This is a genomic window from Arthrobacter sp. ZBG10, assembly GCF_001238605.1.
Classification (GTDB): Bacteria; Actinomycetota; Actinomycetes; order Actinomycetales; family Micrococcaceae; genus Arthrobacter.
This window is the reverse complement of sequence record NZ_LFQH01000070.1, coordinates 1-15,567: the sequence shown is the minus strand read 5'-3', so window position 1 is coordinate 15,567 and position 15,567 is coordinate 1. Positions and strand designations below refer to the sequence as shown.

14 protein-coding genes are annotated in these 15,567 nt (G+C 66.5%); all 14 read left to right on the top strand.

Annotated elements, in window-relative coordinates; translation table 11 throughout:
• Positions 1-2: 2 nt before the first annotated feature.
• The 14 genes from dop to ACU18_RS16375 all read left to right on the top strand — a co-directional run bounded on the left by dop (position 3) and on the right by ACU18_RS16375 (position 15,523).
• The gene (gene dop / locus ACU18_RS16440; RefSeq protein WP_157407797.1) at positions 3-1,622 is read left to right on the top strand and encodes a depupylase/deamidase Dop; all 1,620 of its coding nucleotides are present in this window, start codon (positions 3-5) and stop codon (positions 1,620-1,622) included.
• A gap of 86 nt (positions 1,623-1,708) precedes the next feature.
• On the top strand, positions 1,709-1,912 hold the full coding sequence (locus ACU18_RS16435; RefSeq protein WP_015937113.1) for a ubiquitin-like protein Pup: 204 nt from the start codon (positions 1,709-1,711) through the stop codon (positions 1,910-1,912).
• A gap of 80 nt (positions 1,913-1,992) precedes the next feature.
• Positions 1,993-2,814, top strand: a complete 822-nt coding sequence (gene prcB / locus ACU18_RS16430; RefSeq protein ID WP_050687320.1) for a proteasome subunit beta — start codon at positions 1,993-1,995, stop codon at positions 2,812-2,814.
• A 1-nt stretch (position 2,815) separates the two neighbouring features.
• Positions 2,816-3,538 (top strand): proteasome subunit alpha, encoded by a 723-nt coding sequence (prcA, locus tag ACU18_RS16425; RefSeq protein ID WP_050687317.1) that lies wholly within the window; start codon positions 2,816-2,818, stop codon positions 3,536-3,538.
• An 8-nt stretch (positions 3,539-3,546) separates the two neighbouring features.
• Positions 3,547-4,911, top strand: a complete 1,365-nt coding sequence (gene pafA, locus ACU18_RS16420; RefSeq protein WP_050687316.1) for a Pup--protein ligase — start codon at positions 3,547-3,549, stop codon at positions 4,909-4,911.
• 110 nt (positions 4,912-5,021) lie between these two features.
• Entirely contained in the window at positions 5,022-5,948 is a 927-nt protein-coding gene (locus tag ACU18_RS16415; protein WP_050687314.1) for an FKBP-type peptidyl-prolyl cis-trans isomerase, read from the top strand.
• 72 nt (positions 5,949-6,020) lie between these two features.
• Positions 6,021-6,416: an FKBP-type peptidyl-prolyl cis-trans isomerase gene (locus ACU18_RS16410; protein WP_050687312.1), complete on the top strand. Its 396-nt coding sequence runs from the start codon at positions 6,021-6,023 to the stop codon at positions 6,414-6,416.
• Positions 6,417-6,560: 144 nt separating this feature from the next.
• Positions 6,561-8,543, top strand: coding sequence for a helix-turn-helix transcriptional regulator (locus ACU18_RS16405; RefSeq protein ID WP_197273609.1), 1,983 nt, complete (start codon positions 6,561-6,563; stop codon positions 8,541-8,543).
• Between the two features lie 10 nt (positions 8,544-8,553).
• Positions 8,554-8,907 (top strand): hypothetical protein, encoded by a 354-nt coding sequence (locus ACU18_RS16400; protein WP_050687308.1) that lies wholly within the window; start codon positions 8,554-8,556, stop codon positions 8,905-8,907.
• A gap of 26 nt (positions 8,908-8,933) precedes the next feature.
• A complete protein-coding gene (gene tatA / locus ACU18_RS16395) occupies positions 8,934-9,218 on the top strand; it encodes a Sec-independent protein translocase subunit TatA (protein ID WP_050687306.1) in 285 nt (94 codons plus the stop codon).
• A gap of 48 nt (positions 9,219-9,266) precedes the next feature.
• Entirely contained in the window at positions 9,267-10,061 is a 795-nt protein-coding gene (gene tatC / locus ACU18_RS16390; RefSeq protein ID WP_050687408.1) for a twin-arginine translocase subunit TatC, read from the top strand.
• 20 nt (positions 10,062-10,081) lie between these two features.
• Positions 10,082-12,982 (top strand): DEAD/DEAH box helicase, encoded by a 2,901-nt coding sequence (locus ACU18_RS16385; protein ID WP_050687304.1) that lies wholly within the window; start codon positions 10,082-10,084, stop codon positions 12,980-12,982.
• Positions 12,983-13,037: 55 nt separating this feature from the next.
• Entirely contained in the window at positions 13,038-14,690 is a 1,653-nt protein-coding gene (locus ACU18_RS16380; protein ID WP_050687302.1) for an amidohydrolase, read from the top strand.
• A gap of 95 nt (positions 14,691-14,785) precedes the next feature.
• A complete protein-coding gene (locus tag ACU18_RS16375) occupies positions 14,786-15,523 on the top strand; it encodes a polyprenol monophosphomannose synthase (RefSeq protein ID WP_050687300.1) in 738 nt (245 codons plus the stop codon).
• Positions 15,524-15,567 lie beyond the last annotated feature (44 nt).

Here is a 15,567-nt window from a genome sequence, read left to right as displayed (position 1 = left end):
CCATGCGGGTCATGGGCTCGGAAACCGAATATGGCATCCACGCGCCCACCGCACCGTCAGCCAATGCCACCATGATGAGCGCCAGGGTGGTCCAGGCCTACGCACAGGTGACCCGGCAGCGTGCGGCAGGCGGGGCCGAAACCCGCTGGGACTACACGGACGAGGAACCGCTGCACGACGCCCGCGGCTGGACTGTTGACCGCGGCGCGGCACACCCGAGCCAGCTGACGGACCAGCCTCCCGTGCTGGACGCCGAGGCCGTGGCCCTGGCGTACGGCCGGGAGGAACTCGAACTGGACGGACAGGACGAATCAGGCACCCTTCTGATGAATATGGTCCTGGGGAACGGCGCCCGGCTCTACGTTGACCACGCGCACCCCGAGTACTCCAGCCCCGAAGTAACCAACCCGCTGGACGCCGTGACCTGGGATGCGGCCGGGGACCTCGTGGCGCTGGCCACCGTGCGGCGCCTCGCAGCGGATCCCGAACTGCCCCCCGTGAACCTCTACAAAAACAACACGGACAACAAATCCGTTTCCTACGGTTCCCACGAAAACTATTTGATGCCCCGGTCCGTGCCCTTCGGTGACATTGTCCGCGGACTGACACCCTTTTTCGTCACGCGCCAGATCATGTGCGGCGCAGGCCGGGTGGGACTGGGACAGGACAACTCGGCCGCCGGCTACCAGATCAGCCAGCGGGCCGACTTCTTCGAAGCGGAAGTGGGACTGGAAACCACCATCCGCAGGCCCATCATCAACACCCGCGACGAACCGCACGCCACCGCCGACAAATACCGGCGCCTGCACGTCATCATCGGGGACGCCAACCTTTCCCAGGTGGCCAACTACCTGAAGTTCGGCACCACGGCGATGGTCCTGAGCCTGATCGAAGCGGGCCTCGCGCCCAAAGTGGAGGTCTACGAACCCGTGGCCGCCCTGCAGGCGGTCAGCCACGACACCGGCCTCACCGGCAAACTGCGGCTCATCGACGGCCGGCGCGTCAGCGCCCTTGACCTGCAGTGGATGTATCACGAAGCCGCCGCCAAACTGGCCCAGGATACCGGCGTCGCCGATCCGGTGGACGGCGACGGACACACCCACGGCGTGCTGGAACGCTGGGCCACCGTCCTGACGCAACTGGACACCGACCGGGCAGCTGCCGCCTCATCGGTCGAATGGCTGGGCAAACTCTCCCTCCTGGACGGATACCGGCAGCGTGACGGGCTCGACTGGAACGATGCCAGGCTTGGCCTGGTGGACCTGCAGTGGGCAGACATCCGGCCGGAGAAGGGCCTGTACCACCGCCTGCTGGCACGGGACCGGATGCAGCGGATCACCCCGGATGCTGCCATCGCGGCGGCAATGACGGAGCCACCACCGGATACACGTGCGTTCTTCCGCGGCCGGTGCGTCAGCACGTTCGGCAAGGACGTGGTGGGGGCCAGCTGGGACTCCGTGATCTTCGATGTCCCCGGCTACGGCCGGCTGCAGCGTGTCCCCACCCGGGAACCGCTGCGGGGCACCAGGGCGCTCACCGGCGGGCTGTTTGCCCGCCACCGGGAAGCGGGTCCATTCCTCGCTGAACTGCTGGGACACACCACCGCTCCGCCTGCGGCGTAAACCACGCCGGGAGGTGCGGCCCGTGGCAGGATGGGCATATCGGAGGATCCGCCGGATCCAAAGACTGAATATTGGAAGGAAACATCATGGCAGGCCAGGAGCAGCAGCAGCCGCAGTCGCGGGACAGCCAAGTCGACGAAGACATCCCCGAGGCGCCGCCGGCACCGCCCGAAGCGCAGGCGTCAGCCTCGACCGAAGGCGTGGATGACCTCCTCGACGAGATCGACGGCGTCCTGGAATCCAACGCCGAGGAATTCGTCCGCGCGTTTGTCCAAAAGGGCGGCCAGTAGCCGCAGCACCCAGGTGGCGGAAGCCCCGGACGGCCGGAATCTGAAGCGACGTCGAAGGACCACGTTCAAGGAGTGCATGAGTGCAGGAATCAACCGCCAACAAGGTAGCCGCCTACGCCACCTCGTCCTTTACCGAACACCTCCAGCGTGAACGGCCCGAACTCCTGCCGTTCATGCGGGCCCTCCCGACCGGGGCCGCCGTGACAGCGCCGCTCCAGGTCCCGCACGCCACCACCATCGTGGCCATGGGCTACGCGGGCGGCGTGTTGATGGCGGGGGACCGCAGGGCCACCATGGGCAACGTCATTGCCAGCCGGCACATTGAAAAGGTGTTCCCCGCTGACCGGTTCTCGGTCCTCGGGATCGCCGGCACCGCGGGCATTGCCATTGACCTGACCCGGCTGTTCCAGGTTGAGTTGGAGCACTACGAAAAAATCGAGGGAACACTCCTCAGCCTTGAGGGCAAAGCCAACCGGCTCGGCGCGATGATCCGCGGCAACCTGCCGCTGGCCATGCAGGGCTTGGCGGTAGTGCCGCTCTTCGCCGGATTCGATACCGGCGCCAACGCGGGCCGGCTGTTCTCCTACGATGTCACGGGCGGCCGGTACGAGGAACACGAACACCACACCGTGGGTTCCGGGTCCGTCTTTGCCCGTGGCGCCCTGAAAAAGCTGTGGCGGCCCAATCTCACCGCCGCCGAAGCCTTGGCCGTAGCGGTCGAGGCTCTCTACGACGCCGCCGACGACGACTCAGCCACGGGCGGGCCTGACACCGTCCGCCAGTTGTGGCCTGTGGTCTACACCGTTGACAGCACCGGTACCCGACGGGTTCCCGACGAAGAGCTCGGGGCGGCCGCGAGGGCTGTCATCGAGGCACGCACCATCGCCGGACGGGAGGCCTGAGATGACACAGCAGTTCTACGTCTCACCCGAACAACTCATGAAGGACCGCGCCGACTTCGCGCGGAAGGGCATCGCCCGTGGCAGGTCCGTGGTGGTCATCAGCTGTGGCGAAGGGATAGCTCTCGTCGCGGAAAACCCCTCCCCGTCACTGCACAAAATCGGCGAGATCTACGACAAAATCGCGTTCGCCGCCGTAGGGAAATACAACGAATTCGAAAGCCTCCGCCAGGCGGGTGTCCGCTACGCAGACGTCCGGGGATACTCCTACGACCGCGAGGACGTCACCGCCAGGGGCCTGGCCAGCGTTTACGCGCAAAGCCTCGGCGCCGTCTTCACCACAGAACAGAAACCCTTCGAGGTTGAACTTGCGGTGGCGGAAGTCGGAGCCAGCCAGGAAGGCGACCACCTGTACCGGCTGACGTTCGACGGGTCCATCGCCGACGAGCACCGTTTTGTGGTCATGGGCGGCCAGGCGGACAAAGTCTCCGCCGCCATCGAGGACGGCTGGCGGACCTCGCTGACCCTGGCCGAGGCAGTCCGCCTCGCCATGGGCGGGCTGGTCCGGCCGGCGGCTGGGGCCGCTGAACCAGCGGGTGCCGCAGCGCCGCTGCCTGCCGGCGCCCTGGAAGTTGCAGTCCTGGACCGGCATTCGGAGGCAACACGCGGCGCGCGGCGGGCCTTCCGACGGCTCAACGACGCCGACATCGCCGCACTGCTGACCTAGGAGGACAGATGGACAAGAGGATCTTCGGCATCGAAACCGAATTCGGCATCTCGTATTCAAGCCCCGACTCGAGGCCGCTGGCCCCCGAAGAGGTGGCCCGGTACCTCTTCCGCAAGGTGGTGTCCTGGGGCCGTTCCTCCAATGTCTTCCTCACCAATGGGTCCCGGCTGTACCTCGATGTGGGGTCCCACCCTGAGTACGCCACCGCGGAATGCGACGACCTGGCCCAGCTGATCGCCCACGACCGTGCCGGCGAACTCATTCTCGATGACCTGGTGGACGAAGCGCAGGCCCGCCTCGCTGCGGAAGGGTTCAACGGCACCGTCTACTTGTTCAAAAACAACACCGACTCCGCCGGCAACTCCTATGGCAGCCACGAGAACTACCTCATCCCGCGCCGCGGCGAGTTCTCCCGGCTTGCCGAGATCCTCATCCCCTTCCTTGTCACGCGCCAACTCATCGCCGGTGCCGGGAAGATCCTCAAGACACCGCACGGGGCGACCTACGCCTTCTCCCAGCGGGCAGACCACATCTGGGAAGGCGTTTCCTCCGCCACCACCCGGTCCCGGCCCATCATCAACACCCGGGACGAACCGCACGCGGACGCCGAGTTCTACCGCCGCCTCCACGTTATCGTAGGCGACTCCAACATGTCCGAAACCACCGCCCTGATGAAGGTGGGCACGGTGGACCTGGTGCTGCGCATGGTGGAGGCCGGGGTGATCATGCGGGACATGCGGATGGAAAACCCCATCCGCAGCATCCGGGAGATCTCCCACGACCTCAGTGGCCGCGCGCTGGTCCGGCTGGCCAACGGGCGCCAGTTGACCGCCCTGGAGATCCAGCAGGAATACCTCACCAAAGTGACGGCGTTCGTCCGGGAGCATGGCGCCCACAACCCGCACGTCCCGCTGATCCTCGACCTGTGGGAGCGGACGCTGAAGGCCATCGAGTCCGGCGACCACCGGGGGATCGACACGGAAATCGACTGGGCCATCAAAAAGAAGCTGATGGACAGCTACCGGAACCGGCACAGTTTGAGCCTGGACGCTCCGCGCATCGCGCAACTGGACCTGACGTATCACGACATCTCCCGTACCCGGGGACTCTATTACCTGCTTCAGTCCCGCGGCGCCGTCCGCCGGATGGTGGATGACACCGTGATCAAGGACGCGGTGGACGCGCCGCCGCAGACAACGCGTGCCAAGCTCCGCGGTGACTTCGTGCGGCGCGCCCAGGAACTGGGCCGCGACTACACGGTGGACTGGGTCCATCTGAAACTCAACGACCGGGCGCACCAGACCATCCTGTGCAAGGATCCGTTCCGGAGCGTGGACGAACGCGTGGATGCGCTGCTGGAGTCTATGGGCTGACACCCAGCTTTCCGGGCTATTCTTGAAAAGGCCCATTATTTGGGCTGCCGCGATAACGGCCGCTGCAAGCGGCGTGTCGCCCCCACCCTGCCCCGACGAAAGTTTCCAACGTGCGCCGACTACTAGCAATCCTCCTTCCCGGCCTGCTGCTGCTGACTGCCTGCGGCGGTACCGGTGAACCGGAGCCCACCAGCCAGTCCGCTGGCGAGACTGCAAAGTTCGACTCCCTCAAACTGACCGAAAACGGTGACAAAAAAGCCCCGGGCGTCGAATTCGACAAGCCCCTCGCGGTCACGGAACCCACCGCCAAGCTGGTTACCGAGGGCAGCGGTGACGCCGTCAAGGCCAACCAGATCGCCAACCTGTCCATCCTCGCCATCAACGGCGAAGACGGGGCAACCCTGGAAGACACCTTCCCCGCTGAGCCGGAAGCACTCGAGCTCAACGATGAACTGAAAACCGGCAGCGAGCTGGTTTACAACGCAATCGTTGGGGCCAAGGTTGGCTCCAGCATCGCCCTCGCCGTCCCCGGCCAGGCCGGCACCGCGGGTGCCCCGGCGCAGCCCACCCAGCTGCTGGTGATCAAGGTCATCTCCACCACCGAGGTTGCCCCGGTCCTCGAAAAGCCGGAGGGTGAAACCATTACCCCGCCGGCCGGGCTGCCGACGGTGAAGGAAAACGGCGACGGCGTCCCGGAGATCAACGTTGACGGCGTCGCAGCTCCCACGGAGCTCATTTCCCAGGACCTCATCAAGGGCACCGGTGCCACCGTCAAGGAAACCGACACAGTGACGGCGAACTACGTGGGCGTCACCCTCGTGGGCGGCACCAAATTCGATTCCAGCTATGACCGCGGCAAGCCCACACCGTTCTCGCTGCAGCAGGTCATCAAGGGCTGGACCCAGGGCCTCGCCGGTAAAACGGTGGGTTCCCGCGTCCTGCTGGTGATCCCCAAGGACCTGGCGTACGGTGACGCAGGCCAGGGCGAAGCCAAGGGCGACCTGGTCTTCGTAGTGGACATTCTGGGCGTCAAGTAACAACATTTAAGACCGGAGCACGGGATTCCTCCGTGGCATCCCACCAGTAAGCACCAACGACAAGGAGCAACCATGTCCTTTGGACAGCGTGATTTCGACCGCCAGAAGCCCGAGATCGATTTCCCCGAGGGCGACGTCCCCACGGACCTGGTCATCACGGACCTGATCGAAGGCGACGGACCGGAAGCCCAGGCCGGCAGCACCGTCTCCGCCCACTACGTGGGTGTCGCCTGGTCCACCGGCGAAGAGTTTGATGCTTCCTGGGGCCGCGGCGCACCCCTGGACTTCCGGGTTGGCGTGGGCCAGGTCATCCAGGGCTGGGACCAGGGCCTGCTGGGCATGAAGGTTGGCGGCCGCCGCCGCCTGGAGATCCCTTCCGAGCTTGCTTACGGCTCACGTGGCGCCGGTGGAGCGATCAAGCCCAACGAAGCCCTGATCTTCGTTGTTGACCTGGTGGGCGTCCGCTGATCCGGAAGGCCCCCTGACCTGCCCGGGTCAGCCGGTTCCCGGCACCCTGGCAGGCACCGTAAAGCGCGGCAGCTGATCGGACCTTGCGTCCACATGCTGCCGCGCTTTGCGCGTTCCGGGCCGTCATTGAGTAACGTAGCAACCGTGTCCGCATCCCGCACTGAACGCCTCCTGAACCTGCTGATCGCCCTTCTCAACACCCGGTACGGCCTGCGCCGCAGCGAACTGCGGGAGACCGTGTACCGCACCGTCACCGGAAACGACGTGGCGTTCGGCCGCATGTTCGAACGGGATAAAAACGATCTCCGGCAGTTCGGCTTCGACGTTGAAACCCTGACGGACCTGGGCTGGAGCGAAGACGATCCAGCCACCACCCGGTACCGGATCGGCAAGGAATCCAACCGTCTTCCGGACGTCCAGTTCAGCCCGGACGAATGGACAGTGCTGCTCCTTGCCTCCCAGTTGTGGGAACGCGCGGCGCTGGGCACTGCGGCCCGCAGCGCAATGCGGAAACTTCAGGCGGCCGGCCAGATGGCCGACATTAAGCTGCCCGCCGGTGTGCAGCCCCGCATCAAGCCTGCCGGCCAGGCGTTTGACGACCTCGTAGCGGCCATGCACACCCGGCACCCGGTCTCCTTCGGGTACCGCGCCGCCTCCACCGGCCAGGAGGAACGGCGGACGGTGGAGCCGTGGGGACTGGGCAGCCGGTTCGGTCAGTGGTACCTGATCGGCTTCGACCGGGCCCGGCAGGCCGCCCGGCACTTCCGCCTTTCCAGGCTGACCAGCTCCGTGGAAACCCTGGCACGGGAGCAGTACACCCCACCTGCGGACTTCAACATCCGCCAGGAACTGGACCTCCTTCCCGAACTCCCGCGCCGCACCGCCGTCGTCGACGTCAGAACAGGACGCCTCCTGTCCCTGCGGCAACGGGCCGTTACCAATGATGTGGACCACCCGGCCGGACCCGATGCGGACTACGAACGCCTGGCACTCGCGTACCGCGACCCCGAAGTCCTGGCCGAGGAACTGGCCTCCTACGGACCCGACGCTGTGGCAGTTGCCCCGCCGGAACTCGCTGAGGCGGTGCAGCGCCGCCTCCGCGCCGCCGCGGACTTCAGCGCAGCGCCCGTTCCCCTCTTCACCCTTTCCGGAGCACGATCCCGGCAGGACAGGGCAGGAACAGCCGAGGACCAGCTCAAACGTATGCTTCAACTGGTCCCGTTCCTGGTCCACAATCAAGGACTGCACATCCAGGAAGTGGCCCGGCACTTTGGCATCTCCCGCCAGGAACTCGAGGCCGACCTGCGGATCCTGATCTGTTCCGGGCTCCCCGGCGGATACCCGGATGACCTCCTGGACATCCAGTGGGAGGACGACCACGTTTTTATCAGCCAGGACCTGGACCTGAACAGGCCGGTCCGGTTCACAGTGGAGGAAGCCTGCGCCCTGCTGGCCGGGCTGGAGACCCTCAACGGCCTGCCGGAACTGGCCGGGGGAGGAGCCCTGGAATCAGTGACACTCAAACTTATGGCGGCAGCCGGCGAAGCCGGGCTCCGGGCGGGGTCGCTGGCAGGACCCGCCATGGCGCCTGCCGATGCCGGTGTCCACACCACAGTCCGGGACGCCATCAGTTCCGGCTCGCAACTTCACCTGACGTACCTCTCACCCCAGCGCGACACCGTGTCGGAGCGGGACGTGGACCCGCTGCGGCTCTTCTCGCTGGACGACACCTGGTACTTCGAGGCGTACTGCCACCTGGTGGACGGGCTCCGGAACTTCCGCCTCGACCGGGTCCAGGACCTTCGCCCCACCGGCACATCGATCAGCACGGATGCCACAGCCCTCGTGGCCGGCTCCGGCAGAATGTTCGCAGCGAACGACGGCGATACGTCCGTAACGGTCCAGCTCACCGGGCAGGGGCGGGGACTTGCGGATGAATACCATGCGGCGCGTACCGCGGAACTTCCCGACGGCGGCCTGGTGGCGGAAATCCAGTTCGGCAACACGGCGTGGCTGCCCATGTTTGTGGCCCAGCACGGTGGCCAGGCCCGCATCCTGGCACCGGCAGGCCTGGCCGACGCGGCCCGGGAATGGCTCGCTGCGTCGCTTGCCCGGTACGGCGGCTAGACTCGAAACCATGCTTTGGTGGTCCTGGATTCTAATATGGGTGGCGCTTGTTGCGCTGGCCCTGCTGCTGTTCCTCCTTTTAGGCATCCGGCTGTTCCGGAAATTCATGGCCACGGTCAAGGACCTGGGCGCAGCAGGCGAAAAACTGGGCCACATCAGCCCCGTGTTCCTTCCCGAACCGGCGCCTGCTCCCGACCGGATGCCGGCCGGATCCGCTGTTTTTGCCTCACCCGAGATCATGAGACATGATTACGAGGCCGCCAAAGCGTCACGCCGGGAAGAACGGCGGCGCCGCCGGGTGCAGCGCAGGACAGACCGGGGCCAACTGCAGGCGCTCGGAGATCTCGACTTCACTTCGAAGTAGGATGTACTTAGAGGAAAGGATTTCCCATGGGAAGACTCTTTGATGGCCCCTGGCCCATCGTTATCATCATCGTTGTAGCACTGCTGCTTTTTGCCGCGCCCAAACTTCCGGCGATGGCGCGGAGCCTTGGCCAGTCGATGCGGATCATCAAGTCCGAGGTCAAGGAAATGAAGAACGACGGCAAGACTGACGGCGACGCCGCCGATGCCTCAGGTCCCGTCGAAGGCCGGGTAGTGAACCACCCGCGCCCCGAAACCCCGTCCAGCGGCAACGCTGACGGTACGGACGTACCGCCCTCCACCCGCGCGTAGTTCAAGGTGGCACAAAAGAAGGGCCGCAAAGCCAATCCGGAAGGCCGGATGGCTCTTTGGGACCACCTCAAGGAACTCAAGAACCGGTTGATCAAGTCGGCCATCGCCGTGGTGCTGGCCGGCATCGCCGGCTGGTTCCTTTACGATCCGGTGGTCTTCAACCTCTCTGAACCGCTCATCACCATCGCGCAGCAGACAGGCCGCACCGCGGTCCTGAACTTCGCGACCATCGCGGATCCGTTCGCGTTCAAGATCCAGATTGCCATCCAGATCGGCCTGGTCATCTCCAGCCCCGTCTGGATCTATCAGGTGTGGGCTTTTATCACCCCTGGCCTGACGGGTAAGGAACGCCGGTACACGCTGGGATTTATGGCCGCGGCCGTACCGCTGTTCCTCGCCGGCGTTTTTGTCGCCTGGCTGGTCTTCCCCACGGTGGTTCGGGCCCTCCTTCAGTTCACCCCCACCACAGGCGCCAACAACGTCTCAGCCACTGACTACCTCACGTTTGCCACGCAGATGTTCCTGATCCTGGGGGTTTCCTTCCTGGTGCCGGTGATCCTGGTCGGCGTCAACATGGCCGGCGTGGTCCGCGGCCGCACCATCCTGAAGGCCTGGCGCATCATTGTTTTCCTGGTCTTTGTCCTCGCCGCCCTGGCCGCACCCGGCACGGACGCGCTGTCCATGGTGATGCTGGCGGCTCCGCTGCTGATCCTGTTCTTCGCCGCCATCGGCCTGTGCATCATCAACGACAAGCGCAGGGACAAGCGTGAGGCAAAGGTCGCCGCTGAGACGGACGCCACCGCGGACGTCGCCACCCCCGGCAGTGAGCTCAAGAAGCTCTAAGCTCCCGCTAGGCTTGGGACATGTTCTCCACCACCGGGCCCACCGATCCTGACGAGTTATCACCGGCAGAGAGATACCGTGCCAACGCGGAACGCCAAGCCGAAAACGCCACGTACCTGGGGGCTTTCACCAGGACCCTGGAGTTCGAACTCGATGACTTTCAGCGCCAGGCCTGCCGTTCCCTCCAGGAAGGCAGGGGAGTGCTGGTGGCGGCGCCCACCGGTGCCGGCAAAACGATCGTTGGCGAATTTGCCATCTTCCTGGCCCTCCAGCGCGGGCTGAAAGCCTTCTACACCACACCCATCAAGGCCCTGAGCAACCAGAAATTCACTGAGCTCGGCGAAAAATACGGCGCCGAAAACGTGGGTCTCCTGACCGGCGACACCAGCATCAATGGCGATGCGCCGGTGGTGGTGATGACCACCGAAGTCCTGCGGAACATGCTGTACGCGGATTCCGCCACCCTTGATGACCTGGGCTACGTGGTGATGGACGAGGTCCATTATTTGGCCGACCGGTTCCGCGGCGCCGTCTGGGAAGAAGTGATCATCCACCTTCCCAGCGAGGTGCAGGTCGCCTCCCTGAGCGCAACTGTTTCCAACGCAGAAGAGTTCGGGGCCTGGCTGGACACCGTCCGAGGCGACACGGACATCATCGTTTCCGAGCACCGTCCGGTGCCGCTGTGGCAGCACGTGATGGTGGGCCGCCAGATCGTGGACCTGTTCGCCGGCGAGACCACCTTTGATGAGATCGCCCCGCCAGTGGACGCCTCCGGCGCTCCGGCGACCGTCACCGCAGCTGCCCCCGGGAGCGGCTTCGATGTGAACCCCGAACTCCTCTCCGTGGCCCGCAGCGAGGGACAGCAGGGCTTCCGCAGCAGGCCTGGCTCCGGCGGACGGAACCAGCGCGGCCGGCGCGGCGGCTCCGACCGGCCGGCCCGCGGCGCCCAGGAGCCAGGGGTCCGCAGGGCCAGCAGGCCCCAGGTGATCGCCAGCCTGGACCGGATGGACCTGCTGCCGGCCATCACGTTCATCTTTTCCCGGGCAGGCTGTGACGCCGCCGTTGCGCAGTGCGTCTCCTCGGGGCTGTGGCTGACCACGGAGCAGGAGCAGCAGGTCATCGCCCAGCGGGTTGACGCTGCCGGCCAGGACATCCCGCCGGACGACCTGGATGTCCTGGGTTTCTGGACCTGGCGCGACGGGCTGCTGCGCGGCTTTGCTGCGCACCACGCCGGCATGCTCCCCACCTTCAAGGAAGTGGTGGAAAAACTCTTTGTGGACGGACTGGTCAAGGCCGTATTTGCCACCGAAACCCTCGCGCTGGGCGTGAACATGCCGGCCAGGTCCGTGGTGCTGGAGAAGCTCGATAAGTACAACGGTGAGGCGCACGTGGACATCACCGCGGGCGAGTACACCCAGCTCACCGGCCGTGCGGGCCGCCGCGGCATCGACGTGGAGGGCCATGCAGTGGTGCTCTGGCAGCCCGGCACCGACCCCACAGCGGTCGCAGGCCTGGCCTCCAGGCGCACCTATCCGCTGAACTCCAGTTTCCGGCCCACCTACAACATGAGCATCAACCTCCTGGCCCAGTTCGGCCGCGCCCGGGCCCGGGAAATCCTGGAGTCTTCCTTCGCCCAGTTCCAGGCGGACAGGTCAGTGGTGGGCCTGGCCAAGCAGGTCAGGAGCCGGGAAGAGTCCCTGGCCGGATATGCCAAGTCCATGACCTGCCACCTGGGCAACTTCACCGAGTACGCGCGCCTGCGCCGGGAACTTTCCGACGCGGAGAACGCCGGCACCAAATCCAAGTACCGGAACCGGAAGTCCCTGAGCGATGACTCCCTGGCCCGGCTCCTGCCGGGGGATGTAGTAGACGTTCCCGGTGGGCGGGCGCCCGGCCCGGCGATTGTGCTCAGTTCGGACCACGGCAGCCGTGAGCCCCGGCCGGCGGTCCTGACCCTGGACAACCAGTTGCGCCGGATCGGCACTGACGACCTTGAGGGACCCATCTCACCCGTCACGCGGATCAGGATCCCCAAGTCGTTCAACGCGAAGGTGCCCAAGTCCCGCCGCGACCTGGCCTCCTCCGCCCGGAACGCGCTCCGTGAGAACCGTCCGCTGGCCCCGGGCCACACCCGCAACGACGACTTCGGCCGGGCAGCCGCGCTGCCGGACCAGGACAAGCGCATCACGGAACTGCGCCGCGCGCTCCGCGCGCATCCCTGCCACGGGTGCAGCGAACGTGAGGACCACGCCCGTTGGGCTGAACGCTGGTGGAAGCTCCGCCGGGAAACCGACGGCCTGGTCCGGCAGATCCAGGGCCGGACCAACACCATCGCCAAGACTTTCGACCGTGTCTGCGACGTCCTGTCCACCTACGGTTATCTCGAAAGCGCCCCGGACGGCAGGCTGTCCATCAGCCCCGACGGCCAACGGCTCCGCCGGATATACGGCGAAAAGGACCTCCTCATCTCCCAGTCGCTCCGGCTGGGCGCCTTCAACGACCTGGATGCCGTGGAAGTCGCGGCCCTGGCCAGCGTCCTGGTCTACCAGGCCAAACGCGAGGACCGGGGCCTCCGGCCGCGCATGCCCAGCGTCTCACTGGAGACGTCAGTGGACCTTGTGGTCCGGGAATGGTCCGCCCTGGAGGACGTGGAAGAGGACAACAAACTTCCCCTGACCGGCGAACCTGAACTCGGGCTGGTGTGGCCCATGTACAAGTGGGCCCGCGGCCGGCACCTGCAGGAGGTCCTGAACGGGACTGACCTCGCAGCCGGCGACTTTGTCCGCTGGGTCAAGCAGGTAGTGGACCTGCTGGACCAACTGGCCAAGATCCCCGGCCTGGAGCCCCGGCTTTCCCGGCTGTGCGCCGAAGCCATCGCCCTGATCCGCCGGGGCGTTGTGGCCTACTCGTCCGTTCTCTGACTTTTTCCCGTCCGCCGGCGCCCGCCGGCCCTTCCCCTGAGGAGCCCCGCCCTACATGACCACCCCGGAATCCCCGTCCGCAGGCCGCCCCAAAGCAGTGCTTTACCGCAACGGGTCCGTCTACACCGCCGCAGACCCCTTCGCCACCGCCATGGTGGTGGAGGGCGGCACCGTGGCCTGGGTGGGTTCCGAACAGGCGGCCACGTCCATCGCGGACAGTTCCATGGAGATCATTGACCTACGCGGCGCCTTGGTGAACCCCGGGTTCGTGGACTCGCACGCGCACCTCACCGAGACCGGCATCGCGCTGGGCTCCCTGGCCCTGGGCGGTACCGCCTCGGCGGCTGAACTGCTGGCGGCCGTTGCTGCGGCGCCGGGCCAGGGCACCGTCCTGGGGCACGGCTGGGATGAAACGCGGTGGGCTGACGCGACGCTGCCCACCGCTGAGGAACTCGAACGGGCCGCCGGCGGCCGTGCCGTGTACCTGGCCCGGGTGGACGTCCACTCCGCCCTGGTGTCCGCAACGTTGGCCGGGTCCGCGGGGCTTCGGGGCAGGGACGGGTTCGACGGCGGCCCCCGGGTCCGCCGGGACGCGCACGCAGCGGCCCGGCAGTTCACCAGGGCATTGCCGGCCGCAACCCTCCGGGAGCACCAGGCCCGGGCCCTGGCCGAGGCTGCAGCCAACGGGTACGTGGCGGTCGCCGAGATGGGAGCCCCGCACATCGGCGGCGCCGAAGACCTCCGGATCGCGGCCGCCTGGAATGAAGGAGCCGCAGGTGCCCCGGCGGTTCCCGAGGTGCTGCCCTACTGGGGTGAGCTGGCGGAGTCCGAGGCGCACGCCCGCAGCATCCTGGACAGCTTCGGTTTTGGGATCCGCGGCCTGGCCGGTGACCTGAACATCGACGGCTCATTGGGGTCCCGGACGGCGGCGCTCCGTTCCGCCTACAGCGACTCAGCGGAGCAGGGCACGCTGTACCTGGGCGTGGACGAAGCCGCGGCGCACCTGGCCGCGTGCTCGCTGCTGGGCATCCAGGGCGGCTTCCATGTGATTGGCGACGCCGGGCTGGACGCGGCACTCGACGCGCTGGACCTCGCCGCGGAACAGGTGGGCGAGCAGCGGGTCCGCGCCGCTGGGCACCGTTTTGAGCACGTGGAAATGGTGGACGCCGCCGCGGTGGCGAGGCTGGCTAAATACGCCGTCACCGTCAGCGCACAGCCGGCGTTCGACGCCGCCTGGGGTGGACCCGGCGGCCTGTACGAACAGCGGCTGGGGGAGCGGAGCCGGGGAATGAATCCGTTCGCCACCCTCTACGCACAGGGAGTCCCTGTCTGTTTCGGCAGCGACAGCCCGGTCACGCCCTTGCGGCCGTGGTCCAGCATCCGGGCCTGCCTGGAACATCACAACCCAGACCAGCGGATCTCCGCCCGCGCAGCGTTCCTGGGCCACACCCGTGCAGGCTGGCGGGCAGCCCGGCATCCCGACTTTATGGCCGGGCAACTGGTTCCCGGCGCGCCGGCAAGTTTCGCGGTGTGGGAGGTCGAAGAGTTGATGGTGCAGGTGGCGGATGGCCGGGTCCAGTCGTGGAGCACTGATCCCCGCGCCAGGACGCCGTTGCTGCCGGCCCTGGATACCGGGACCGACCCGACGTGCCTGCAGACGGTGAGCAACGGCGTCGAACTCTTCGCGAGCCCGGCCCTGCGTCACTGACCGGCGCCCCGTCCGCCCTATAATGGGTAGTTGCGCCCGCCGGTGACCCGCTCACCCTCTGGTGCATTGACCGCTCCTCCCAGGAAAGGCCCTCTGTGCGCGTCCTTACGATCATCCCCACTTACAACGAACTGGAATCGCTGCCCAAGACGCTCCAGCGCCTCAGGGCCGCCGTCCCGTCGTCGGACGTGCTGGTGGTTGATGACAACAGCCCTGACGGCACCGGCAAGCTCGCCGACTCCATCGCTGCCGACGACGCCCAGGTCCACGTCCTGCACCGTAAAGGAAAGGAAGGCCTTGGCGCCGCGTACATCGCCGGCTTCGGCTGGGGCCTCGAGGCGGGCTATGACGTCCTCGTGGAGATGGACGCTGACGGCTCCCACCAGCCCGAGCAACTTCCCCAGCTCCTGGAAGCCATCGAACAGGGCGCGGACCTGGCCATGGGATCCCGCTGGGTTCCGGGCGGCAGCGTGGTCAACTGGCCGCTGTACCGCCAGGCCATTTCCCGGATCGGCAGCACCTACGCCCGCCTTATGCTGGGCCTGAAGATCAAGGATGTCACCGGCGGCTACCGTGCCTTCCGGCGGACCACCCTGGAGCGGCTGAACCTGGACCAGGTGGACTCGGTGGGCTACGGCTTCCAGGTGGACCTCGCTTGGCGGGTGGCCCGGATGGGCATGCGCATCGAGGAACGGCCCATCACGTTTGTGGAGCGCGAACTCGGGGCATCGAAGATGAGCGGCAACATTGTGGTTGAGGCCATGATCAACGTCACCAAGTGGGGCCTGGCTGCCCGTTGGAAGGCTCTGACCGGCAGGAAAGCCGCGAACTGACGGCTCCCGCAGCCGTTCCGGCTGAACAGAAAAGGGGCCATCCC